Origin of the sequence: Derxia gummosa DSM 723 (assembly GCF_000482785.1) — a bacterium.
Lineage (GTDB): Bacteria > Pseudomonadota > Gammaproteobacteria > Burkholderiales > Burkholderiaceae_E > Derxia > Derxia gummosa.
Genome location: NZ_KI519500.1, coordinates 62985 through 85517, shown reverse-complemented (window position 1 = coordinate 85517; position 22533 = coordinate 62985). Strand labels below are relative to the sequence as shown.

Annotated in this window: 16 protein-coding genes; 8 read left to right on the top strand and 8 right to left on the bottom strand. The window is 73.1% G+C overall.

Annotation, left to right across the window (positions count from 1 at the left end; genetic code table 11):
• Positions 1–220: 220 nt before the first annotated feature.
• Positions 221–499: a hypothetical protein gene (locus H566_RS0121485; RefSeq protein ID WP_028313057.1), complete on the top strand. Its 279-nt coding sequence runs from the start codon at positions 221–223 to the stop codon at positions 497–499.
• A gap of 293 nt (positions 500–792) precedes the next feature.
• Here the strand turns inward: H566_RS0121485 and H566_RS0121480 are convergent, their stop codons facing one another.
• The 3 genes from H566_RS0121480 to H566_RS0121470 form a co-directional block, all read right to left on the bottom strand.
• Positions 793–1911 (bottom strand): ABC transporter permease, encoded by a 1119-nt coding sequence (locus tag H566_RS0121480; RefSeq protein WP_425387966.1) that lies wholly within the window; start codon positions 1909–1911, stop codon positions 793–795.
• Positions 1912–1999: 88 nt separating this feature from the next.
• Complete coding sequence (gene rbbA / locus H566_RS26930) at positions 2000–4927, bottom strand: ribosome-associated ATPase/putative transporter RbbA (protein ID WP_281173162.1); 2928 nt, start codon at positions 4925–4927, stop codon at positions 2000–2002.
• Positions 4924–5922 (bottom strand): HlyD family secretion protein, encoded by a 999-nt coding sequence (locus H566_RS0121470; RefSeq protein ID WP_028313055.1) that lies wholly within the window; start codon positions 5920–5922, stop codon positions 4924–4926. The genes rbbA and H566_RS0121470 overlap by 4 nt, the downstream gene beginning before the upstream one ends.
• Positions 5923–6190: 268 nt before the next feature.
• Here H566_RS0121470 and H566_RS0121465 point away from each other — a divergent pair, with 268 nt between their 5' ends.
• Both H566_RS0121465 and H566_RS29285 read left to right on the top strand, forming a co-directional pair.
• Positions 6191–8041: an ABC transporter ATP-binding protein gene (locus H566_RS0121465; protein ID WP_028313054.1), complete on the top strand. Its 1851-nt coding sequence runs from the start codon at positions 6191–6193 to the stop codon at positions 8039–8041.
• A complete protein-coding gene (locus tag H566_RS29285) occupies positions 8042–8206 on the top strand; it encodes a hypothetical protein (protein WP_156924541.1) in 165 nt (54 codons plus the stop codon). It abuts the gene before it with no gap.
• A gap of 60 nt (positions 8207–8266) precedes the next feature.
• On the opposite strand, the gene H566_RS0121455 is transcribed toward H566_RS29285, so the two are convergent.
• Both H566_RS0121455 and H566_RS0121450 read right to left on the bottom strand, forming a co-directional pair.
• Positions 8267–8674, bottom strand: a complete 408-nt coding sequence (locus tag H566_RS0121455) for a hypothetical protein (RefSeq protein ID WP_028313053.1) — start codon at positions 8672–8674, stop codon at positions 8267–8269.
• Between the two features lie 198 nt (positions 8675–8872).
• Complete coding sequence (locus H566_RS0121450) at positions 8873–9739, bottom strand: NmrA family NAD(P)-binding protein (protein WP_028313052.1); 867 nt, start codon at positions 9737–9739, stop codon at positions 8873–8875.
• A 324-nt stretch (positions 9740–10063) separates the two neighbouring features.
• Between H566_RS0121450 and H566_RS0121440 the strand changes: the two genes are divergently transcribed.
• Entirely contained in the window at positions 10064–10417 is a 354-nt protein-coding gene (locus H566_RS0121440) for a winged helix-turn-helix transcriptional regulator (RefSeq protein ID WP_425387965.1), read from the top strand.
• Positions 10418–10421: 4 nt separating this feature from the next.
• Here the strand turns inward: H566_RS0121440 and H566_RS26925 are convergent, their stop codons facing one another.
• Entirely contained in the window at positions 10422–12083 is a 1662-nt protein-coding gene (locus H566_RS26925) for a SulP family inorganic anion transporter (RefSeq protein ID WP_034412749.1), read from the bottom strand.
• Positions 12084–12282: 199 nt separating this feature from the next.
• On the opposite strand from H566_RS26925, the gene H566_RS26920 reads away from it, so the two are divergent.
• Positions 12283–16161, top strand: a complete 3879-nt coding sequence (locus H566_RS26920; RefSeq protein ID WP_034412748.1) for a tetratricopeptide repeat protein — start codon at positions 12283–12285, stop codon at positions 16159–16161.
• Here H566_RS26920 and H566_RS26915 read toward each other — a convergent pair.
• Entirely contained in the window at positions 16089–17405 is a 1317-nt protein-coding gene (locus H566_RS26915) for a DUF2252 domain-containing protein (protein ID WP_084545396.1), read from the bottom strand. The two genes, H566_RS26920 and H566_RS26915, sit on opposite strands and share 73 nt — an antisense overlap.
• Positions 17406–17598: 193 nt before the next feature.
• On the opposite strand from H566_RS26915, the gene H566_RS0121420 reads away from it, so the two are divergent.
• A complete protein-coding gene (locus H566_RS0121420) occupies positions 17599–19383 on the top strand; it encodes a DUF4153 domain-containing protein (protein ID WP_169732570.1) in 1785 nt (594 codons plus the stop codon).
• Between the two features lie 22 nt (positions 19384–19405).
• Here H566_RS0121420 and H566_RS0121415 read toward each other — a convergent pair whose 3' ends face one another.
• Positions 19406–20458: an extracellular catalytic domain type 1 short-chain-length polyhydroxyalkanoate depolymerase gene (locus tag H566_RS0121415; protein ID WP_028313048.1), complete on the bottom strand. Its 1053-nt coding sequence runs from the start codon at positions 20456–20458 to the stop codon at positions 19406–19408.
• A 366-nt stretch (positions 20459–20824) separates the two neighbouring features.
• Between H566_RS0121415 and H566_RS0121410 the strand changes: the two genes are divergently transcribed.
• Both H566_RS0121410 and budA read left to right on the top strand, forming a co-directional pair.
• Positions 20825–21397: a hypothetical protein gene (locus H566_RS0121410; RefSeq protein WP_028313047.1), complete on the top strand. Its 573-nt coding sequence runs from the start codon at positions 20825–20827 to the stop codon at positions 21395–21397.
• Between the two features lie 165 nt (positions 21398–21562).
• Positions 21563–22507: an acetolactate decarboxylase gene (gene budA, locus H566_RS26910; RefSeq protein WP_051379128.1), complete on the top strand. Its 945-nt coding sequence runs from the start codon at positions 21563–21565 to the stop codon at positions 22505–22507.
• The last annotated feature ends 26 nt before the right edge of the window (positions 22508–22533 follow it).

Sequence of the window (22533 nt, the reverse complement as noted above, 5' to 3'; positions counted from 1 at the left end):
GCGCATTGCCGGAATTGAATGAATTTCGGTAATTACGAAATGCATTTCCGGATCATCCGGAAAGGGTGGGCCAGTTGTTACCGGGATTGGTTCTGTCGTTACCTCGCTGCGCTGTAATGGACGTGAATCGCCGGGCATTATTCTTTCCGCGATCGACCGGATCGTGGTCCGTCACAATGACGTGATGGGTGGATCAGAATCCATCAGGAAAGGAAATGAAATGAGCAATGAAACGATCCCCGGCGGCTGGACCGAATGGCAATTCGTCGCCACGCCCAATGTGCAGGCCTTGTTCGAGGACGTCACCACCAAGCTGCTCGGCGTCAAGTACAAGCTCGTGGCCTACGCGACCCAGATCGTCGCCGGCACCAACTACGCCTTCCTCGTCGAGGGCACGGTGGTGGTTCCGAACGGCAAGAACTTCATCAGCGTGATCCGCGTGTACGTGCCGCTGGAAGGCACGCCGTCGGTGACGAGCATCGTTCCCGTCACGCCGTGACGGCATCTGGCGATCATTAATCGCCACAAATGAGCGCCGGTCATTCCAGGATGGCCGGCGTCATTGTCATTCAATGAATCGTATGTGATTTCCGGAATCATTCCCGGGATTTGGGTGTAAATGAGCCGGCTGCGCTGCCTGAGGTGAATTGTCGGCTTGCCGGTCACTTTGCCTGCATTTGCGCAATTCAATTGCTCGCGTGCGATTCGATGGATTGCCGGAATCGATGGCGCAATTCCGTCGGGGCTGGCGAATAGGGATCGGCTGCGCAAGCCGGGAATCTGCCGGCGTTTTCAGCCCTGCGCCGCCGCCAGCGTGCTCCTGAACCGCGTCAGCGCCGCGCCGAAGCACACCGCCCCGATGCCGACGACGGCCGCGAAGCTCGGCCACACCGTCTCCAGCCCCGCGCCGCGGAACAAAATCGCCGCCGCGAAATCGACGTAATGCCGCGTGGGCGAGGCGAGCATCGCGTTCTGGAGCCACGTGGGCATGCTGTCGAGCGGCGTCATCGCGCCCGACAGCAGGTTGAGCACGATGAAGGTCGGGAAGGCGAGCAGGCCGAACTGCGGCATCGAGCGCGCGAGCGTGGCGAGGAAGATGCCCAGCGACGTCATGCTGAACATGTAGAGCGCGCTGCCGAGCATGAACAGCGGCACCGAGCCCGCGACCGGCACGCCGAGCGCGCCCTGCACCGCGAACTTGAGCGACAGCGTGCCCACCGCGACGATCACCAGCGCGCTCGACCACACCTTGGCCAGCATGATTTCCGACGGCCGCAGCGGCATGACGAGCAGATGCTCCAGCGTGCCGTGCTCGCGCTCGCGCACCACCGCCGCGCCCGACAGGATGATCGCCAGCATCGTGATGTTGGAGATGATCTGCGAGATGCCCATGAACCACGACTCGTCGAGGTTGGGGTTGTAGCGGGCGTGGGTCACGAGGCTGACGGGCACCGGCGTGCTGCGGCCCAGAAAGCTCGCCACCTCCTGCGCTGCAATCGTTTGCAGATAGGCGTTGCCGCGCCCGGCCTGCGACATCGCGGTCGCGTCCACATGCAGTTGCAGCACCGGCGCGCGGCCGGCTTCGACGTCGGCCTGGAAGCGCGGCGGAATGTCGAGCACGAAGGTCGTGCGGCTCGCGTCGAGGGCGGCGTCGAGTTCGCGCGCGTCGAGCGGCACGGCGGGCAGGAAGTAGGGCGGCAGCAGCGCGTCGGTGAGGCGCGCCGACAGCGGCGAGCGGTCCTCGTCCACCACGGCGATCGAGGCGTCGCGCAGTTCCATGCGCGCGCCCTTGGCCGGGCCGATGACGGCATAGCTGAAGGCGTAGAGGATGAGCCCCACCATCGCCGCGTCGCGCGCGAGGCTGAGGATTTCCTTCCAGCCGAGCCAGAGGATGGCGCGCAGGGACTGGATCACGGGCGGCCTCCGTGGCGTCGGTTGGCGGCGCAGGCGGTCGTTGCGGCTGCGACGGTCATGGCGCGGGCGGGCAGGGCGCGCATCGTCATTTCTCCTGCGTGCGCAGCGCGAGCCGCGCGGCGCCGATGTAGCCGAGCGCGAGCAGCGCCAGCATCGCGAAGTCGAGCAGCAGCGCGCGCGGCTCCAGCGCCTTCGTGAAGCTGCCGACGCTGATGTGCTGGAACCAGGTGCTCGGGAACACGCGGCCGATGAGCCAGCCGTCGGGCGAGAGCGAGGCCACCGGCATGAGGAAGCCCGAGAACTGCACCGTCGGCATCACCGCGAGGATGGCGGTGGCGAAGATGGCCGCGATCTGGCTGCCGACGAAGCAGCTCACGAACATGCCGAAGGCGGTGGTCGCGGTCACGTACAGCAGGCCGCCGAGCACATAGGCGAGCGGATCGCCCTTGAACGGCACCTGGAACAGCAGCAGCGCGAGCGCCGACAGGCTCGCGAAGTTGAGCAGCGCCAGCCCGATGTAGGGCAGCTGCTTGCCGACGAGAAACTCGATGCCGCTCGTGGGCGTGACGTAGAAGTTGATGATCGAGCCCAGCTCCTTCTCGCGCACGATGCCGAGCGCCGTCATCATCGGCGGGATGAGCATGAGCAGCAGCATCACGATGCCCGGGACCATCGCGTACACGCTGCGGAAGTCCTGGTTGTAGCGGAAGCGTTCCTCCACGCTGAAGGGCTGGGCGGTGGAGATGCCGTTGTCGGCGGCGATGCGCTGGATGAAGGCTCGATGCACGCCTTCCACATAGCCGCGGCTCGTCTCGGCGCGGAAGGGCATCGAGCCGTCGATCGCCACCTGCACCTCGGGCGCGCGGCCCTGGCGCAGCTCGCGCCCGAAACCAGGCGCAATCTCGATCGTGAGCTTGACGCGGCCGCGCCGCAGCGCGTCGTCGAGCGCGCCGGCATCGGGCACGGCGCCCGCGTCGCGGAAGTAGCGCGAGCTGGCGAAGCCTTCGAGATAGAGCCGGCTTTCCGGCGAGCCGTCGCGGTCGAGCGTGGCGTAGCTCAGGCCTTCCACGTCGAAGGTGATGCCGTAGCCGAACACCGTCATCAGCAGCAGCGGACCGAGCAGCGCGAAGGCGAGGCGGATGGTGTCGCGGCGCAGCTCGGTGGCCTCGCGCCGGGCGTAGGCCCAGAGGCGGCGCGGGCTGAAGGCGGCGGGGCGGGTGTGGGTGTCGGGCGGGGCCGAATCGGCCGTGGCGGTGGCGCGGCCGGCGTCGGTGGTGCTGGTGGTGCTGGCGGGCGGCGCGGCGCTGGTCGTCGTCGCGGCCTCGCGGCCGGCGGGCGCCGGCGTGTCCGTCGCGCCGGTGGCCGTCCGCGCGGTGGACTTGTCGGCGCCGCCCGCCGCCGCTTCGAGCGCGGCGATGAACGCATCCTCCAGCGTTGCCTGGCCGCTCGCGCGCACGATGCCGGCCGGCGTGCCTTGCGTCAGCACGCGGCCTGCATGCATGAGCGAGATGCGGTCGCAGCGCTCGGCCTCGTTCATGAAGTGGGTGCTGATGAAGATGGTCGTGCCGCGCTCGCGCGACAGCTCGACGAGCAGCTCCCAGAAGCCGTCGCGCGCGACCGGGTCCACGCCCGAGGTCGGCTCGTCGAGGATGAGCAGCTCGGGCTCGTGGATGACCGCGACCGCGAGCGACAGCCGCTGGCGCACGCCGAGCGGCAGCGCCTCGGCCACCTGATCCATGTAGGGCCCGAGGCCGAAGCCGGCTTCAAGCTCGGCCAGCCGCGACGCGACGCGCGCGCGCGGCAGCGCGAACAGCCGCGCATGCAGCGCGAGGTTCTGCCGCACCGTCAGCTCGCTGTAGAGCGAGAACGCCTGCGACATGAAGCCCACCCGCTTGCGCGTCGCGAGGTCGTTGGCATCGACCTCGCGGCCGAACAGCCGCGCGCTGCCTTCGGTCGCGGGCAGCAGGCCGGTGAGCATCTTCATCGTCGTCGTCTTGCCGCAGCCGTTCGAGCCGAGGAAGCCGAAGATCTCGCCGCGCGGGATGCGGAAGCTGACGTGATCGACCGCCGTGAAATCGCCGAAGCGCCGTGTCAGCCCCTCGGCTTCGATCGCGACCGCGTCATCGGCGCCGGCCGCGCGCGGCGGCACGGTGAACACGCCGCCGCGTCCGCGCCGCTCGGGCGGCAGCAGTTGCACGAAGGCCTGTTCGAGCGAGGACGCGCCGGTACGCGCCTTGAGTTCGGCCGGCGTGGCCTGGGCGAGGATGCGGCCGGCGTCCATCGCGACGAGTTCGTCGAAGCGCTCGGCCTCGTCGAAGTAGGCGGTGGCGACGAGCACGCTCATCTGCGGCCGGCGCGCGCGCATGCGGTCGATCAGCTCCCAGAACTGGCGCCGCGACAGCGGGTCCACGCCGGTGGTCGGCTCGTCGAGGATGAGCAGGTCGGGGTCGTGGATGAGCGAGCAGCACAGCGAGAGCTTCTGCTTCATGCCGCCCGACAGCTTGCCGGCCGGCCGGTCGGGGAAGGGATCAAGGCCGGTGGCGGCGAGCAGCTCGGCGATCTTGGCGTCGCGCGCCGCGCCGCCGAGGCCGAACAGCCGCGCGAAGAAGTCGAGGTTCTCGCGCACCGACAGCGTCGGGTAGAGGTTCTTGCCGAGGCCTTGCGGCATGTAGGCGATGCGCGGGCAGGTGACGGCGCGGTGGGCGCGATCGGCGATGTCGCCGCCGAGCACAGTCACGCTGCCGGCCTGCACCACGCGCGCGCCCGCCACCAGCGCGAGCAGGCTCGACTTGCCGACGCCGTCCGGCCCGATGAAGCCGACCATGCGCCGCGCCGGGATGGCCAGATCGACGCCCGCGAGCGCGAGCGTGGCGCCGTAGCGGTGCTCGACGGCGGCGAGGGTGGCGACGGCGTCGGGCGGCGCGCCGGTCGGTGCCGCGCCGGAGTCGTGCCCGGCCGTCGCGTTCGTGCCGCGCCCGTCGGCCGCGTTCTTCATGCCCGCCTGAAGATTCATTGCTCGGGCAGCTTTACTTCAAGGCTCGCCGGCCATGCGGTCGCATCATCGACGCGCACATAGGCCAGCCCCGGCACGCCCGCCTTCACGCGCGTCTCGTACTTGCGCAGCAGCTCGGGGTCGAGCGAGAGCTTGACGCGGAACACGAGCTTCTGCCGCTCCTGCTTCGTCTCCACCGTCTTGGGCGTGAACTGCGCGTCGGCCGCGACGAAGCTCACGCGCGCCGGCACCACGTACTGCGGCGCGGCGTCGAACACCAGCCGCGCCTCGCCGCCCACGGCCGCGCGCCCGGCCGTGCCTTCGGGCAGGAAGACGGTCATGTACACGTCGGCCAGGTCGAGCAGGCTCACCACCTTGCCGCCCGCGCCCAGCACCTCGCCCGGCTCGGCCAGCCGGTACTGCACGCGGCCGGTGCGCGGCGCCTTCAGCACGCAATCGGCCAGATCGGTGCGCACGCGCTCGACCGCCGCCTGCGCCGCCTTCACCGCCGATTGCGCGCCCACCACCTGCGCCTTCGCCGCCGCGAGCGCGGCGCGCGAGGTGAGCATCGCGGCGCGGTCCTGGTCGAGCTTCTGCGGGCTGATGAAGTTGCGCGCGACGAGATCTTCGGAGCGCGCGAAGTTGTTCTGCGCGAGGGTGAGTTCGCCGTTGCGCTGATCGACCACCGCCTGCGCCGCCGCGACCGCGTCGCGCGCCTGCGCCACCTGGGCCTCGGCCTGGGCGAGCTGGGCGTCGAGCGCGGCGGTGTCCATCTTCGCCACCACCTTGCCGGCCTCGACCAGATCGCCCTCGCGCACCAGCACCTCGGCCACGCGGCCGGCGGCCTTGGTCGCCACGTCGATCTGCACCGCCTCGATGCGGCCGTTGGTCTGCACGATGCCCGGCGGCAGCGGCGCGGGTTGCGACTTCCACCAGTACCAGCCGCCGCCCGCCGCGACGGCGAGAAGAACGAGCAGTACCAGTGCGCGGCGAAGCGGATGGGCGGAGGAGGTCATGGTGGTGTGTGCGCCTGTTGGTCTTGGCTCCAGCATGCTGCGGCGCGATGGCGGCGCCGTTGCAGCAGGTCAAGCGCGCATGGCGGCAGCGGAGCCGCCCGCCGCCCTGGCGACGGAGCCAATGCCGCCGGTCCAGCACCGGGAGCCGCCGGTGCGAAACCGCAGCCTCACGCGGCGCGCCGGCCCGCGTCAAAGGGTTGTTGCAGACTCCGCCATCCCCGCGCGCTTACGCTGCCGGGCTTTTCGCCAACCGCCACCGGAGTCCCGCGTGAAGGTCGCCTCCTTCTTCGAACGCCTCGTCGATCCCTATCCGTCCGCGCTGCCGGCCACGCCACCGCGCAGCCTGCTGCGTTTTTTGTGGGCCGGCACCGAGGGCATGCGGCCGTGGATCGCCGGCATGGCGCTGCTCAGCGCGGTCATCGGCGTGTTCGAGGCCATCCTGTTCGCCATCCTCGGCAAGCTCGTGGACTGGACCACCGGCACCACGCCCGCCGGCTTCTGGCAGGCGCACGGCAACACGCTCGGCTGGCTCGGCGCGATGCTGGGCGCGAGCGTGGTGGCGGTGATGCTGCAATCGACGTTCAAGCACCAGACGCTCGCCGGCAACTTCCCGATGCGGCTGCGCTGGAACTTCCACCGCCTGATGCTCGACCAGAGCATGAGCTTCTATCAGGACGAGTTCGCCGGCCGCGTCTCGGCCAAGGTGATGCAGACCGCGCTCGCGGTGCGCGACACCGTCTTCACGAGCTGCGACATCCTCGTGTTCGCGCTGGTGTTCTTCACCACGATCACGAGCGTGGCGGCGAGCTTCGACCTCTGGCTCGGCCTGCCCTTCGCGCTCTGGGCGCTCGGCTACCTCGCCTCGCTGCGCTTCTTCATCCCGCGCCTCGCGCGCGCGTCCGAAAGGCAGGCCGACGCGCGCTCGCTCATGACCGGCCGCGTGACCGACGCCTACACCAACATCGCCACGGTCAAGCTGTTCTCCCACGGCCGGCGCGAGGCGCTGTACGCGCGCTCGGCGATGAAGGAATTCATGCAGACGGTGCATGGCCAGATGCGGCTCGTGACGGCGGTGGAGGTGGTGAACCACAGCCTGAGCGTGCTGCTGGTGGCGGGCACGGCGGGCCTCGGCATCTGGCTGTGGAGCGCCGGCAGCATCGGCACCGGCGCGCTCGCGGCCGCCACCGCGATGGCGGTGCGGCTCAACGGCATCTCGCACTGGGTGATGTGGGAGATGACGATGCTGTTCGAGCAGATCGGCACGGTGCAGGACGGGCTCAACACGCTGTCGCGGCCGCATGCGATCACCGACCGGCCGGGCGCGCCCGAGCTGAAGGTGACGCGCGGCGAGGTGCGTTTCGAGCACGTCAATTTCAGCTACGGCGGCGCGCGCCGCGTGATCGACGGGCTCGACCTGACGATCCGCCCGGGCGAGAAGATCGGCCTGGTCGGCCGCTCGGGCGCGGGCAAGAGCACGATCGTCAACCTGCTGCTGCGCTTCTACGACGCCGAGCAGGGGCGGGTGCTCATCGACGGCCAGGACGTGGGCGCCGTCACGCAGGAAAGCCTGCGCGCGCAGATCGGCATGGTCACGCAGGACACCTCGCTGCTGCACCGCTCGGTGCGCGACAACATCCTCTACGGCCGGCCCGACGCGAGCGAGGCCGAGCTGGTGGCCGCCGCGCGCCGCGCCGAGGCCGAGGGCTTCATCGCCGAACTGGCCGACGCCAAGGGCCGCACCGGCTACGACGCGCATGTGGGCGAGCGCGGCGTGAAGCTGTCGGGCGGCCAGCGCCAGCGCATCGCGATCGCGCGCGTGATGCTCAAGGACGCGCCGATCCTGCTGCTGGACGAAGCCACGAGCGCGCTCGACAGCGAGGTCGAGGCGGCGATCCAGGCCAGCCTCTACAAGCTGATGGAGGGCAAGACGGTGGTGGCGATCGCGCATCGGCTGAGCACGATTGCCGCGATGGACCGGCTGGTGGTGCTCGACCACGGGCGGATCGTGGAGGAGGGCAGTCATGCCGAGCTGCTGGCGCGCGGGGGGATCTACGCGCGGTTGTGGGCTCGGCAGAGCGGGGGGTTTCTGGGGGAGGAGGCGGAGGAGCAGGCGGCGTGAGTGTCGAATGAATTTGACATTCCGACCGATGAAGCGCCGACGAGCCTGCTCGCCAACCTCGTCGAGCAGCTGCACGCCGAATCCGGCCGCGAGCGGGCCGATGCGTGGAAACGCCTGCGCGCGCTCGCGCAATCCGTTGGCGCGATGCGCGACATCTGGCAATGAAGGCCGAGGCGGCCTCCTGTCACCCGCTTGCCGGGTGACGCCGTCACTGCTGCTTGCTGGTCACTCCGCGTTCAGCAGATCCAGCACGCTCTGACGCGACACCTGCGCGAGGCTCGCCTTCGCCTCGTCCGGATGGTTCTTGATCAGATCCACCCAGCCGCCCGCCGTCGTCGGCAGGCTGCTGTTGCCGGTGCTCGCCACCATCCCCTGCAACAGGCTCGCGACGCCGCTGTCGCCGTCCGACGCGCTGCCCGTCAGGCTGCCGCTCATGTCGTAGGTGAGGCTGGCGGCGCTCGCGGCCGACTTGCCGAGGCTGACGAGCGTCGATGCGACCGAGGCGTTGTCCTTGGTCGCGCCGGCGGCGGTGGCGAGCAGGTTCTGCGTGGTCGCGTCGGCGGCGGCCTGCGACTGCTTGAGCAGCGCGGCCATGCCGGCGCCGGTGGTCTGGGTCTTGATGTCGATGCTCATGCGGGCGCTCCCGGCAGGCGAAGGGCAGGCAAGGGCGGATGCGGCCGTGCGCGCACCGTCCCCCGATGCACCCATGCTAGGAGCGCGGGAACGCGGGCGTTCGCCGGGAATACGGCATTTGCCGGCCGATATTGAGCGGATCGGCGCACGGTTGGCGCGGGTGATCGCCCATCGCGCCGGCCGCCCGCGCCGCCATGCTCAGCCCTTGAGCGCGCCCGCCACCGCCGCCGTGAGCGTGATGGTCGGCTTGCCGGTCAGCGCGCTGATGCCCTTGCCGCCGTCGTACAGCGCGCCCTTGGCCGCGCCCGCGTCCGAATCAGCGAGCAGCCCGGCGAAGCCTTCGGGCAGCCCGACGCTCACCAGCACGTCCTTGTACGCGGCTTCGGGCAGGTCGTTGTAGGCGACGGGCTTGCCGGCCTGGGCGGCGATCTCGGCAGCGAGTTCGGCCAGCGAATAGCTGTCGTCGCCCGCGAGTTCGTGCACCTGGCCGGCCGGGTCGGCGGCGCCGGCGAGCACGGCGGCGGCCGCGTCGGCGTAATCGGCGCGGCTCGCGCAGGAGATGCGGCCGGTGCCGGCGCTGCCGAGCAGGGCGCCGTGTTGAAGCGCGGTCGGCACCGACAGCAGGTAGTTCTCGACGTACCAGCCGTTGCGCAGCAGCACATGCGGCAGGCCGGAGGCGGCCAGCGCCTGCTCGGTCGCCACATGCTCGGCGGCGAGCGCGAGCGGCGAGGTGTCGGCATGCAGCAGGCTGGTGTAGGCGACGAGCTTCACGCCCGCGCGCTTGGCGGCCTCGATCACGGCCGAGTGCTGGGCGAAGCGCTGGCCGACGGCGTTGGATGAGATGAGCAGCAGCCGCTCCACGCCCGCGAAGGCGGCGTCGAGCGTGGCGGGCTGGTCGTAGTCGGCGGCGCGCACGGCGACTCCCTGGGCGGCGAGGTCGGCGGCCTTGGCGGTGTCGCGCACGGCGGCGACGAGGCTGGCGGCGGGCACGCCGCGCGCGAGCAGGGCGTCGATGACGAGGCGGCCGAGCTGGCCGGTGGCGCCGGTGATGGCGATCGTGGTCATGGGGTTCTTCCGTCGGTTGAGGTGGGCGCAGCTTAGTCTTTGCGCTTACCAATCGTAAGTACGTACAAAAAGGTAAGTGTTGAACCCGCCATGGCCACTTACCATCGCCGGATTCCAGCCGCTCCGCCCGCCGCCATGTCCCGATCCCCGTCCCGATCCGTCCGCTCCGCCGACTCCGCGGCCGGCGCCGCCATTACCGCGTCCGAGCCGACGTTCGAGCCAGGGGCCGAGCCGCTGGCCGCGTCCTCCGGCGCGCCGGCCGGCGTCGCCGCTTCGGCGCCCGCTGACCCCGCCCTCAGCGCCCGCATGCTTCGCGGCGAGCTGATGGCCGCCGCCTGCCCCTCGCGCGAGGTGCTCCAGCACATGACCAGCCGCTGGGGCGTGCTGGTGCTGGTCGCCTTGCTCACCCACGGCGTGCAGCGCTTCAGCGAGCTGCGCCGGCGCATCGGCGGGGTGAGCGAGAAGATGCTGGCCCAGACCCTCCAGGGCCTGGAGGCCGACGGCATCGTCGAGCGCAGCGATCACGGCGTGGTGCCGCCGCGCGTCGACTACCGGCTCACGCCGCTCGGCATGGAGGCGGCCGAGCGCGTCGCCGGCCTGGCCGACTGGATCGAGACCAATCTCTGGCGCGTGATGGCGCAGCGCCGCGAGCGCGAGGACGGCCGGCCGGCCGGCTGATGCCTCACTCCGCCGGCTCGCGGTTGCCGCGCGCCACGCGTACCGCGTCGGCCACGCTGAAGGTCATGTGGTCGGCGCGGCCCACGCCCTCGGGATCGCAGCGCGCGAGCAGGGCGCGCACTCGGTCCTTGGCGCGCGCGAGGATGAGCCCGTGGCCGTCGCGCGCGAGGCGCTGCCTCAGCTCGCGCAGGCACTCGACGGCGGTGCTGTCGAGGTCGGAGCTTTCTTCCAGGCTCAGCACCACGTGGCGCAGGCCGGGCCGGGCGCGGGCACGCGCCGCCACCTCGTTCACCACGCGCTCGGCGCTGGCGAAGAACAGCGGCTCTTCCGGCCGCAGGATCAGCAGGCCGGGCAGCGCGTGCGCATCGACGTGCGCGTCGAGCACCACGTAGTTGCGCGTGCCGCCGAGCCGGCCCAGCTCGTGCACCACCGGCTGGCTGAAGCGCCGCAGCGCCGCCACCAGCGACAGCCCCACGGCCGCGAGCATGCCGTGCAGCACGCCCAGCGCCAGCACCGCCGCCACCGCGCCCGCCACCAGCGCCCGGTCGCGCCGCGTGCGCCACACCGCCAGCAGCGGCGCCGGCGACAGCGCATGCCAGAGCGCGCCCATCACCGCCACCGCCAGCACCGGCCGGGGCAGCAGCGCCACCAGCGGCAGCGCGAACAGCGTGGCCCCGAGCACCGCCGCCGCCGCGACCAGCCCGGTGGCGCGGCTTTGCGCGCCGGCCGCCGCGCTCGCGTTGCTGGCCGAGAAGCCGGCGCCGACCGCCATGCCCTGGACCAGCCCCGAAACCAGGTTGCACAGCCCGAGCGCGCGCAGCTCGCGGTCGGCATCGACGCTGTCGTCATGCGCCAGCGCGAGGCCGCGGATGCTGCCCCAGCTCTCGGCAAACAGCAGCACCACGAGGCCGAAGGCCAGCTCGGCCGCGCGCAGCCATTGCTCGTGATCGAGCGCGGGCAGCGCGGGCGCGAAGCGCGGCGGCGCGATCGCGCCCACCACTTCCACGCCGCGCGCCGGCAGCCCCAGCGCCTCGGACACCGCGATCGCCGCCAGCATCGCGATCAGCATGCCGGGCAGGCGCGGCAGCCGGCGCAGCAGCGCGATCAGCGCCGCCGTGCCCAGCGCGATCGCCAGGCTCGGCCCGTGCCACAGCGCGCCGTGGCCGAGCGTGTAGAGCAGCGTGCGCAGCGGATCGGCGCCCGCGTCGTGCGGCAGCGGCAGGCCGAGCGCGTCGGGCAGCTGGCGCACGCTGATCGACACCGCCAGCGCGAAGCTGAAGCCGCGCAGCACCGGCCGCGATACGAAGCCCGACAGCTGGCCCTGACGCGCGATGCCGAGCAGCGCGAGCGCCGCGCCGGCCAGCAGCACCAGCGCTGCAAGCGCTTGCGCGAAATCGCCGTCGGGCGCGCCGGCCGTGAGCGACAGCACCGCCACGGCCGACAGCGCCGCGCTCGACGACGTTGGCGACACCACCGCGAAGCGGCTGCCGCCGGCCAGCCCGTACACGAGCAGCCCGGCCAGCGTCGCCGCGAGCGCATGGCCGACCGGCAGCCGCGCGAGTCCGGCATAGGCCACTGCCTCGGGGATGAGCAGGCCGGCCACGCACAGGCCGGCGGCGAGGTCGCGCCAGGAAGGAAGGGGTGGGGCGGGGACGGGGCTGGGCATGACGCGCGGGCAGGACGTGAGGACGGGCATTCTCCTTGCGGGCCGTGTCCGCGCCACATCGGCGGCCCGTCGTGGTGACGCCCGCCGGCGCGCCGATGCGCTCCTGCCACGTCCGGACCGGCCCGCCTTGCCGGCGCCGCGACGGCCGTGCTTGGCTTCGGGCCTTTGCCGCCGCCTCGTGCCGGAAGGACGCCCGCCGATGACCTCGCTCCGCGCCTCATGTCTCGTGTTCCTGCGGCTTGCCGTGCTGCTGCTGGCGGTGTCGGCGCCGGCTGGCGCGCAGCCGCCGACCGCGCCCCTGGCGGCCAAGACCGCCCCGGCAAGCCCATCGGCCGCGACCGCCGCCGGCGACCTGCGCCTGACCGTCACCGCGCCGCCGGCCGCCGCGCCCCAGGGCACGGCGGCCTTCAAGGGCTGGACCGACGCGATCACGGGCGGCGTGGCGGTGTTCTGGTCGGCGCTCGGGCTGCTCGCGGGCGGCTTCGCCGGCTGGCTGGTGTGGCGCGAATGGCGCCGCGATCCGATCGTGGTCGAGCCCTTCGACGTGCCGGCCGGCCTGGCCGAGACCGGACTCACCGGCGCGGTGCTGTCGCAGCAGCTGTTCGACGAGATCGTGAGTCTGCAGACCCTTGCCCGCACCGACGACGGCCCCGGCGACGCGGCCTTCATCGAGCTGCCGCGCCTGCAGGTCGATCTGCAGCTGCCGGGCATGTCGTGGTCGGTGCGCGGTGCGATCCGCTATTTCCGTCAGGCGCTGGGGCGCGGCGAGCGGCGGCTCATGGGCGAGGTGGTGCAGCACGGCCGGCTGTACACGATCCGGCTGCGCGGCAGTCAGGGCCGCGCCGTCGATGTGCCGGTGCGTTTCCGGCATGCGGGCGATTTTCCGGCGGCGTTGCGCGCGGCGGCCGAGGCCGGCCTGCAGATCGCCGACCCGTTCCAGGCCGCGACCCTGTTCCATGCGCTCGACACGCCGGCCGACGGTTTTGCGCGCACGCTCGCGGCGCTGCGGCTGCATCTCGCGGACGGCGGATTGCATCGCCATCAGGATGCCTATGTGCTGTGGGCGGCGGTCTGCCGCGCCCTCGGCGATCCGGTCGGCATGGAGGAAAGGCTCGCGCTCGCGCGCGAAGCGGGCCGGCCGCGCCACCGCCCGGCCGGCCCGCCGCGCCTCGGCTCGCGCTACCTCAACTTCACCGGCAGCCTCGCGCGCGAACGCCGCGATCTCGATGCCGCCGAGACCGCCTTCGACCTCGCGCTCGCGCATGACCGGCGCAACATCGGCGCGCTCAACAACCTCGGCCTCGTCGCGCTCGACCGGCATCAATCCGGGCTCGCGACGCAGCGCTTCCGGCAGCTGCTGCGGCGCCATCCGCGCTCCAGCCGCGGCCATCGCGGGCTCGGCCTGGTGGCCGAGCGCGACGGCGATCTCGCGACCGCGCTCGTCTGCCAGGCGCGCGCGGTGGATCTGGCGCCGCGCGCCCGCTGGCCCCGGCTCAACCATGCCGAGCTGCTCAAGCGCTGCGGCCTGCTGGCGGCCGCGACCGCCGAGGCCGAGGCGCTGGTCGAGCTGGCGCCCGATTTCGGGCCGGGCTGGCGCCTGCTCGCGCGGCTCGCGCTCGACCAGGGCCGGCTGACCGAGGCCACGGAACTCGCCGCGCGCGCGATCGCGGTCGACCCGGCCGATCCCTGGGTGCGCATGGACCTCGCCCGCGCTCGCCTGCGGCTGGGGCAGACCGATGCCGCCGAGGCCGTCTGGCGCGAGGTGAGCGCGCTGCGGCCCAACCTGCCCGCGCTCTGGCGCCTGGGCGCCGAGATCGCCGCGCGGCGCGGCGACGTCGACGGCGTCGAGGCCCGCTATCAGCGCGCGATCGACTGTGATCCGGCCGACCCCTGGGCCTGGATCGATCGCGGCTGGCAGCGCCAGCGGCGCGGCGATCCGCAAGGCGCGCTCGCCGCACTGGCCGCGATGCCGAGGGCCGACGAGCGCTGGGAGCTGCTGCGCGCGCAGGCCCGGCTGCTGAACGACGCCGGCGACTGGCGTGCCGCCGGGCCGCCCCTGCGGCGCGCGCTGGACCTCGCGCCCGAAGCCGCGCAGCTGAGGCTCGATCTCGCATGGCAGTGCCATCGGCGCGGCGACCCGGCGGGGGCGCTGGCCGAGGCCGGCGTGCTGCTCGCGCAAGGCGTGCTGATCCCGGAGGTCGCGCGGCTGCTGCGCAACGTCCACCTGCGGCGCGACGACGCGGCCGGCGCCGAAGCGGCCCTGCGCGACCTCGCGCGGCGCTTTCCGGCGGTGGGCGAAGTCGCGCTCGAGCTGGCTGCGCTGCTGCGCGAGCAGGAACGCCATGCCGAGGCGCTCGCGCTGCTCGGCCCCTGGTGCGCCGACGCGATCGCGGGGCCGGCCGCGCGCGCCGAGCGCGCCCGCGTGCAGGAGGCGCTCGGCGACACGGAGGCCGCGCTGGCCGATCTGCAGGCGGCGGCGCGCGACCGGCCCGACAACGTCGATCTGCTCGTCGTGATTGCAGACCGGCTGCTCGCGCTCGACCGGCCCGATCTCGCGCTGCCGCTGGCCGAGCGGGTGCAGGCGCGCCGCGATGATTGGGCCGAGGCCGGGCGCTGCCTCGCCGACGTGCTGATCCGGCTCGGCCGCCATGACGAGGCTGAACGCCTGCTGGTCGCCGCGCTCGCCGCCGAACCGGGGCGCGAGGGCGCCGTCCGTGCCTGCTGCCGGCGGCTGCGCGAATGGGGCCGGGCCGACGCCGCGCTCGCCTGCGCCGAGGAGTTCGCGGCGCGCTTTCCGCTGCATCCAACCGGCGCCGTCGAGCGCGTGCGGGCGCTGGAGGCGCTCGGGCGCATCGTCGAGGCCGAGGCGGTAGCCCGCGCGGCAGCTGCAGCGGCTCCGCCCGGTGACGACTGGGTCGGCGAGGTCCATGGCGAGTTGCTGCTGCGGCATGGCGCGCCCGGCTGCGCGCTTGCGGCGGCAGCCGCGCGCAGTGGCTCGCCCATGTCGTGCCGCTCGACCGCGCTGCGCATCGAGGCACGCTGGCTGCGCGAGCAGGGCGAGCTCGACGCCGCGCTAGACCGGCTCGCCCGGGCCACCGAGGCGGCGCCCGAGGCGATCGATGATTTCCTGCTCGCGGCCGACTGGCTCGCGCAACAGGCGCGCGACGAGGCGAAGGCGGCCGCTACTGGCACCGCGTCCGCTGCCGGCCCGGCCACGTCGACGGTTGGCGGGCCGCGTGCCGCTGCCCCCGACATCGGCACCACCATCGACTTTCGGGCCGCGCTCGACCAGCTCACCGCCGGGCTCGCCCGCCGTCCGCATTCGTTGAAGCTGTTGCGCCGCCAGGCCCGCCTGCTGTGCGAGGCAGGCGATTTCGCCGTCGCGCGCGCGACGCTCGACACGCTTGCCGAACTCGCGCCCAAGCTCATCGATGACGCCCTCGACTGGGCCGACGCCATGCGCTGTTGCGGTGATGGCGCCGCCGCCGAAGCGATGCTGGCCGAGCTCGCCCGGCGCGCCGGCAAGGCGCCGGTCCTGCTGCTCGCGCTCGCGCGCGCCGAGCTGGCGGCCGGGCGCGCCGACGGCGTCGAAGCCTTCGCCGCCGCCGCCGATGCGCAAGCCCCGATGACGCCCCGCATCACGCTGCAGGCCGCCGGGCTGATCGCCCAGGCCGGCCGGCCCGACGCGGCGATCGCCTTGCTGGGCGCGGCCGTCCAGCGCCAGCCCGACGAGGCGAGGCTGCACCACGAGCTGGCCCGTCAGCTGGCGCGGGTCGGCCGCGCGGCGCAAGCCGAAGCCGAGCTCGATGCCGCCGCGCAATGCCTGCCGCGCTTCGACATCTGGCGCGTCTGCGATCACGCCGAGGTCTGCCTCCAGCTCGGCCGGCGCGACGAAGCGCTCGCGGCCGCGCGGCAGGCGCGCGCGCTCAGCCTCGCGACCGGCACGCGTGTCGCCCGCCTGGGCCGCATCCTGGCCAAGGCAGGCGACCCGGTTGCCGGCAGCGGCTACGAACTCGACTTCGAACTCGCGCGGCTCGATGCCGCGCTGCCCGACGCGCTCGCCGGGCTCGATGCGTAATGCGCAGCCACCCCCTCCGCGTCGAGCGGCATGCGCCCGTCCTTGCAGGCCGCGTCATAGGCGGCCGAGTCCTCGCGCACCTGCTCGGCCAGCAGCGCGCTCGCGTCGAGCATCCCGTCATGCCAGCTCGCGTCCTCGCCCCAGGCGATGAGCGTGTCGGCGCAGGCCGAGCCCTGGCGTCCGCCGCTGCGCAGCTGGGCCCAGGCGAGCAGGCGGCCGAGCGTGACCAGCGTCGCGCGCAGCTCGTCGGCGGTCTGCGCCTTGCGGTCGAGCGTCACGCGGTCCTCGGCCGGTTGCAGGCCGCGCAGCACGAAGGGCCGGCCCTCGAAATCGACCGCTTCCAGAAAGGCCATCGACGCGGCCTGCATGCGCCGCATCACGCCCACCACGCGCGCCGCCTCGTCCGGCCACGCGGGTTGCGCGAGCGCCGGCCCGCCGCGCGCCGCGAGCCGCTCGGCCAGCGATGACGGCAGCGCCTGCTTCAGATCGAGCAGGTAGTGCTGCTCGACCGCCTCGCCCTTGCCGCGCACCAGCAGCACATAGCGCTCGATGCCGAGGCTGCCGGTGCCCGCGACGCGGCGCGCCACGTCGATCAGGTCGAAGAAGCGGGGGGCGGGCTGGTTGGCCGCGTAGCCCGCCATGAAGCGCCGCACGGCGGCGCGCTGGGCCTCGCTCGCGGGCAGCGCCTTGCCGGTGTCGGTGCGCAGGCGCAGCGCGCCCTTCCGGCCGGCCTCGGTGCGCTTGCCGATGTAGTCGGCGCGCTTGCGCTCGCGCAGATCGGCGAGCAGGCGGCCGATCTGGCCGTCGGCGGTGTCGCGGTCGATCCAGCCGGCCTTGCCGGCCGCGAGCGCGGCGGCGTAGGCGCCGAGCAGCGCGCCGCACAGGTCGTCGGCGGCCTTGGCCTTGATGCCGAGTCCGGCCGAGCCGACGCGCAGGCTGGTCAGCAGCCGCAGCAGATCCCAGCTCGCGGGTGCCAGCGCGGCCTCGTCGAAATCGTTGATGTCGAACTGCGCCTGGCGGTCGTCAGCCTTGTAGCTGCCGAAGTTCTCGAGGTGCAGGTCGCCGCATGCCCAGACCGGCGGCGCGCTCGTGAACAGCCCTTCGAGCGGCACGCGCGCATGAAAGAGATGGGCCGTGCCGCGCAGGAAGACGAAGGCGTCGCCGCGCATCTTGCGCAGCTTGAGCGCGAGGCGCTCGGGGTCGCGGTGGCGGTTGTGGTCGAGTACGGCGCGGGCGATGTCCATGGCGGTCGGGGAGGGCGACGGGAAGCGCGATTGTCGGCAGGCGAGGGGTTCGATGCGATGTCGGCGCCGCGCGCGGGCGATCGGGAAAGTCCGCCGCGCGGCGGCGCGGTCGCCGATCATCGCGGCTTTGCCTTGCCGGAGTGCCGCCTTGCTGCCCAGCCCGTCTTCGCCGGCCGTCATGCCGGATCCGTCCTTGCCGTCGTTTGTGTCGCCGCCCGCGCCGCCGCCGGCCCTCCCGGCGCGGCTGCTGCTGCCGCTCGCGCTGGCCCAGGGGCTGGCCCTGGCGCTGCTGCATGGCGCGGTCGAGCAGGGTGTCGAGCCGTGGAACCGGCCGCCGCTGCTGCTCGCGCTCTATGCGGTCACGCTGGTGCTGCCGGTCACGCTCGGTCTGCTGTCGGGACGGGTGGGGCCGCTGGCGGTGCTGGCCCGCGCGGCCGGCGTCGCGCTCGCGATGGCGGGCTGCGCGGCCTACACGGGCTGGGTGGTGTCGCCGCTGGACGGGCGCTGGCCGGCGCAGGGCGGTTCGGTGTTCTTCCTCGGGCTGGCGCTGGGCGCGGCCTGGTTCGTGGCGCTGCCCTTCCTGGTGACAGGCTGGCGCGGCACGACGCGCGCCGAGGGCTATGCGCGGCTGCATGACGAGGCCTGGGCCAATCTGGCGTCGCTGGCGCTGGCCTTCGCCTTCGCCGGGCTGGCCTGGGCGCTGGTGGGGCTGTTCGTGGGGCTGTTCGGCGCGATCGGCCTGAGCTGGCCGCGCGAATGGCTGTTGCGGCGCTGGTTCGCCTATCCGTTCAGCTGCGCGGCGTTTGCCTTCGCGCTGATGCTCGGGCGCTTCCGGCCCGAGCTGGTGGCGGCGGTGCGGCGCATCGTGCTGCTGGTGCTGCGCTGGCTCGCGCCGCTGGCGCAGGCGGTGCTGGTGATGTTCGCGCTGGCGCTGCTGTTCCAGGGCGTGCAGCCGCTGTGGCACACGCGCATGGCGGCGGGGCTGCTGCTGAGCCTGGGCTTCGCGCTCGTGGCGCTCGACAACGTGGTGTGGCAGGACCTCGCCCACGAGCCGGCGCAGGCCGCGCCGCTGGCCTGGCTGCAAAGGCTTGCAACCTGGGTGGCGCCGGCGTTGCCCGCGCTCGCGGCCTGGGCCTTCGCGCTGCGCATCGGCCAGTACGGGCTGACCGAGGACCGCGCCTTCGGCCTCATCGCCTGCCTGCTGCTCGCGGGCTACGCGGGCGGCTATGCCTTCGCCACGCTGCCAGCCGATGCCGAGGCGCGGCTCGCGTGGCGGCGCCGCGTGAACCTGGGCGGCGCGGCGGCGATGGTGGCGCTGGCGCTCGCGGTGCACAGCCCGCTGCTCGACCTCAAGCGCATGACGGCCGCGAGCCAGTCGGCGCGCATCGGCGCGAAGGCGGAGGACAGCGAGCTGCGCTATCTGCGCCATGAGTCGGGCCGGCACGGGCTGGCGGCGCTCGGCCGCATCGCCGCCGATCCGGCGCATCCGGGCCACCAGCGCGCCGCCGACGCGCTGGCCTGGAGCGATCACTCCCGGCTGCTCGGCCCTGAGCGCCGCCCCGTCGAGCAGGCGGCGGTCACGCGCGAGCAGTTCGCCGCGCGCTTCGAGCTGCGCCCGGCGGGCGCCGGGCTGCCGCCGTTGCTGCTCGGCCAGTGGCACGACCAGCTGCGCGCGAAGGGCTGGGACGCGCCCTGCGTCCACACCTTCGGCGACACGGCGCCCAGGTGCGTCGCGCGCCTCGCCGACCTCGACGGCGACGGCGCCGACGAGGTGCTCGTGGTCACGGTGGGCTATGGCGCGATCGAGGTCTGGGGCCAGCCTGCGCCGGGCCGGCACTGGCGCCGGGTCGGCCGGCTCCAGGTGGTCAAGGCCGATGGCGCGGCGCTGCTGCGCTCGGACGACTGGAAGCTCGCGCCGCCGCCGCGCTATCGCGGGCTCGTGATGGGTGGCGAGGTGCGCGAGTTCGTGCCGGAGTGATGGCCGGCCGGCGCGCGCCGGCTCAGGCCGCGCGCGTCGCCTTCGCCAGCCGCTGCTCGCCGAAGAACCGCAGCATCTCGCGCGTCGCATCCGGCCCGGCGCCGCTCGCGAAGCTCGCATGCGGCTCGCCGCCGAACCACGTGTGGCCCTCGCCATGCACCAGCCAGTGCTCGGCGCGCGCATGGCCGGCGGCGTCGCGCCAGACGCGCCGGGTCACGTCGCGGCCGCCGAGGCTGGCGGTATCGCGCGTGGCGGGCAGACCGCCGGCCGCGAGCGCCGCGACGCGCTCGCCGTTGACCGGCGCGACCGTGCGGTCCTGGTCGCCGTGGAAGACGATCGTGGGCGGCAGGTGGGCCGGGTGGTGATGCACCGGCGTGCCGCCGCTCATCGCCGCGAAGGCGCTGGTGGCGTCGTCGGCGGCGCCGGGCGGCAGGCCCGAATGCACGCCCACGGCCGCGAACAGCTCGGGATATTCCGCGCCGAGGATGGCGGCCATCGCGCCGCCGGCCGACAGCCCGGCCACGTACACGCGCGTCGGGTCGATCGCCTGCGCGGCCATCACCGCGCGCGTCATGCCGGCGATCAGCCCCGGCTCGCCCGCGCCGCGCTTCTGGTGCGCGGGCAGGTACCAGTTCCAGCAGCGCGTGCCGTTGGCGCGCCGCGACTGGCGCGGCCAGAGCACGAAGCAGTCGGCGGCGAGCGCGGCGGCGTTCATGCGCGTGGCGGTGATGAAGTCGTCCTCGTCCTGGGTGCAGCCGTGCAGCATCACCACGAGCGGCAGCGGGCGCGTGCCGGCGGCCGCCGGGATGAAGAGCTTGTAGCGGCGCGCGCCGCCGTCCTCGGCATGGCGGCCCTCGACGAGCTGGCCGAGGCGCGGCGGCGTGGCGCCGTCGCGGGGCGTGGCGGCGGCAGGCGTGTCGCGCAGTTCGTGCGCGGTCACGTCGATGGCGTCGGCGCGGTGGCCGTGGAGCAGGCCGTCGAAGGCCTTGCGCATCGCGTCGGCGGCGTGTTGCAGGTCGGCGGAATGCGCCAGCTGGCTGGCGTCGGACAGCAATTGCCGGAGGAAGGAATTCATCGTTGCTCGGTGGAGTGCGCGGGCAGGGAGGTGCCATGTCGCGCGCGGATGTTGGCCGCGAGGCAAGGGTGCAGTTGTAAGCGATGTGGCGCGGGTCATCACGCCGGTGGCTGGTGGCGATGAGCGATGACGCCAGGCCACGGCGAAGTGCGGGATTGCACGGACCACGTCCGAAGCTTGCGGTCCGATTTGTCCGGCACCGCGTTTCCGACCGGGCCGGCGCCGGAACTTGCACCTGCCTGCCCGTCCGCGAGTGGTCACCGGCCCGTCCGGAAGCGGCCACCTGCCGGGTGCGTGGCAGGCCAGCGCCGCCACCGTCCGCCCGGGCGTGGCGGCCCTCCCTCAGCCCATCCATCTCGTCAAGTCATGCGCAACCTGATCGCTACCGCCTTGCTCGCCGCCGCCGCGGCCATTGCTCCCGCCCACGCGGCCCAGTCCATCGCCAGCGGCCTGTCCGCGGACAGCTATTCGCAAAGCTCCTATTGGAACGTGGGCGGCGCGACCCATACCGCCCAGAGCGCCTTCAACGGCGGCGACTGGAACAGCGGCAACTGGGGCTACGGCTGGATGCAGGTCGATCTCGGCAGCAGCCATTCGCTGGCCTCCCTGACGATGCACATCGACCAGGCCCCCGACGGCTGGAGCTGGCGCGGCATCTACGTGAGCGACACGCCCATCGCCAATGACTGGTCCGGTCTGACGCCCGTGGTTTCGTACGAGGGCTACACCTCGGCCTGGCAGCAGCTGTCCTTCGACCTCGGCGCGGTGACCGGGCGCTATGTCGAGGTGGTCGTGCACGGCGGCGCGAGCTGGACCGCCGTCGGCACGACCGGGGTGTTCGCCACGCCGGTGCCCGAGCCCGGAATCCTGCTGCTGGGCCCGATCGGCCTTGGTCTGACGGGCCTGCTGGCGCGCCGGCGTCGCCACGCGGCGGCCTGAGGCCAGCCCCGCCGGGACGCCCGCGACGGACGACGTGGCGCGGGCGCGTCAGTCCGGCCTCGCGCGAACGGGGCAGATGCGCGGCGGGTGTGACGGCGCTCAACCACGCGCCGCGCTTCCCGTGCCGACACTTGCGCGCCAGCCATCCACGAGAGGAGACATCGCATGACCCATCCGGCCCCGTCCCGCCCCGCCACCAACCCGCGAGCCACCAACCCGCGAGCCACCAACCCGCGATCCGCCGGCCCGGCGTTCGCCGGCCGTCTCCGCGCCCTCGGCCTCGCCGTCGCGCTCGGCCTCGGCCTGGCCGGCTGCGGTGCCTTCCATCCGGGCCATGACCACGCCGGCCATGCGCACGACGCCGACCATGCCGGCATGGCGGCGCCCTGCCGCGACTGCCAGCCGCCGGCCGTCTACGCCTATTCGACGATCGACGCGCTGCTTGCCGGCACCTACGACGGCGAGCTGAGCATCGGCGAGCTGCTGGGCAAGGGCGACTTCGGCCTCGGCACCTTCAACCGGCTCGACGGCGAACTCGTGGTGCTCGACGGCCGCGCCTACCACGTGCATTCCGACGACACGGTCGAGATCGCGCCCGCCAGCGACCGCACGCCGCTCGCCTATGTCGTGCCCTTCCGCCCGACCGCCAGCCTGCCGCTCGAAGGCATCGCCAGCCTCACCGAGCTGGAGACGCTGCTCGACGCGAAGCTGGGCAACCTCAACCACTTCCAGGCGGTGCGCATCGACGGGCGCTTCAGCGCGGCGACGGCGCGCGCCATCGCGCCGCAGACGCGGCCCTACAAGCCGCTGGCCGAGCTGGTGAAGACGCAATCGGTATTCCGCTTCGAGAACGTGGAAGGCACGCTCGTCGGCCTGCGCAGTCCCGCCTTCACCAAGGGCGTGAGCGTGCCCGGCTGGCACTGGCATCTGCTGACCGCCGACCGCAAGCGCGGCGGCCATCTGCTCACGCTCCGCATCGACCGCGCCGAGGCCCGCATGGCGCCGGTCGACCGGCTCGAAGTGCAACTGCCCGGCACCGACGATTTCGCCAGGGCCGACCAGTCGCGCGACCGCAAGGACGAGCTGAAGAAGGTGGAAGGCGAGCGCTGACCGGCCGGCGCGGGCGTCACGCGCCG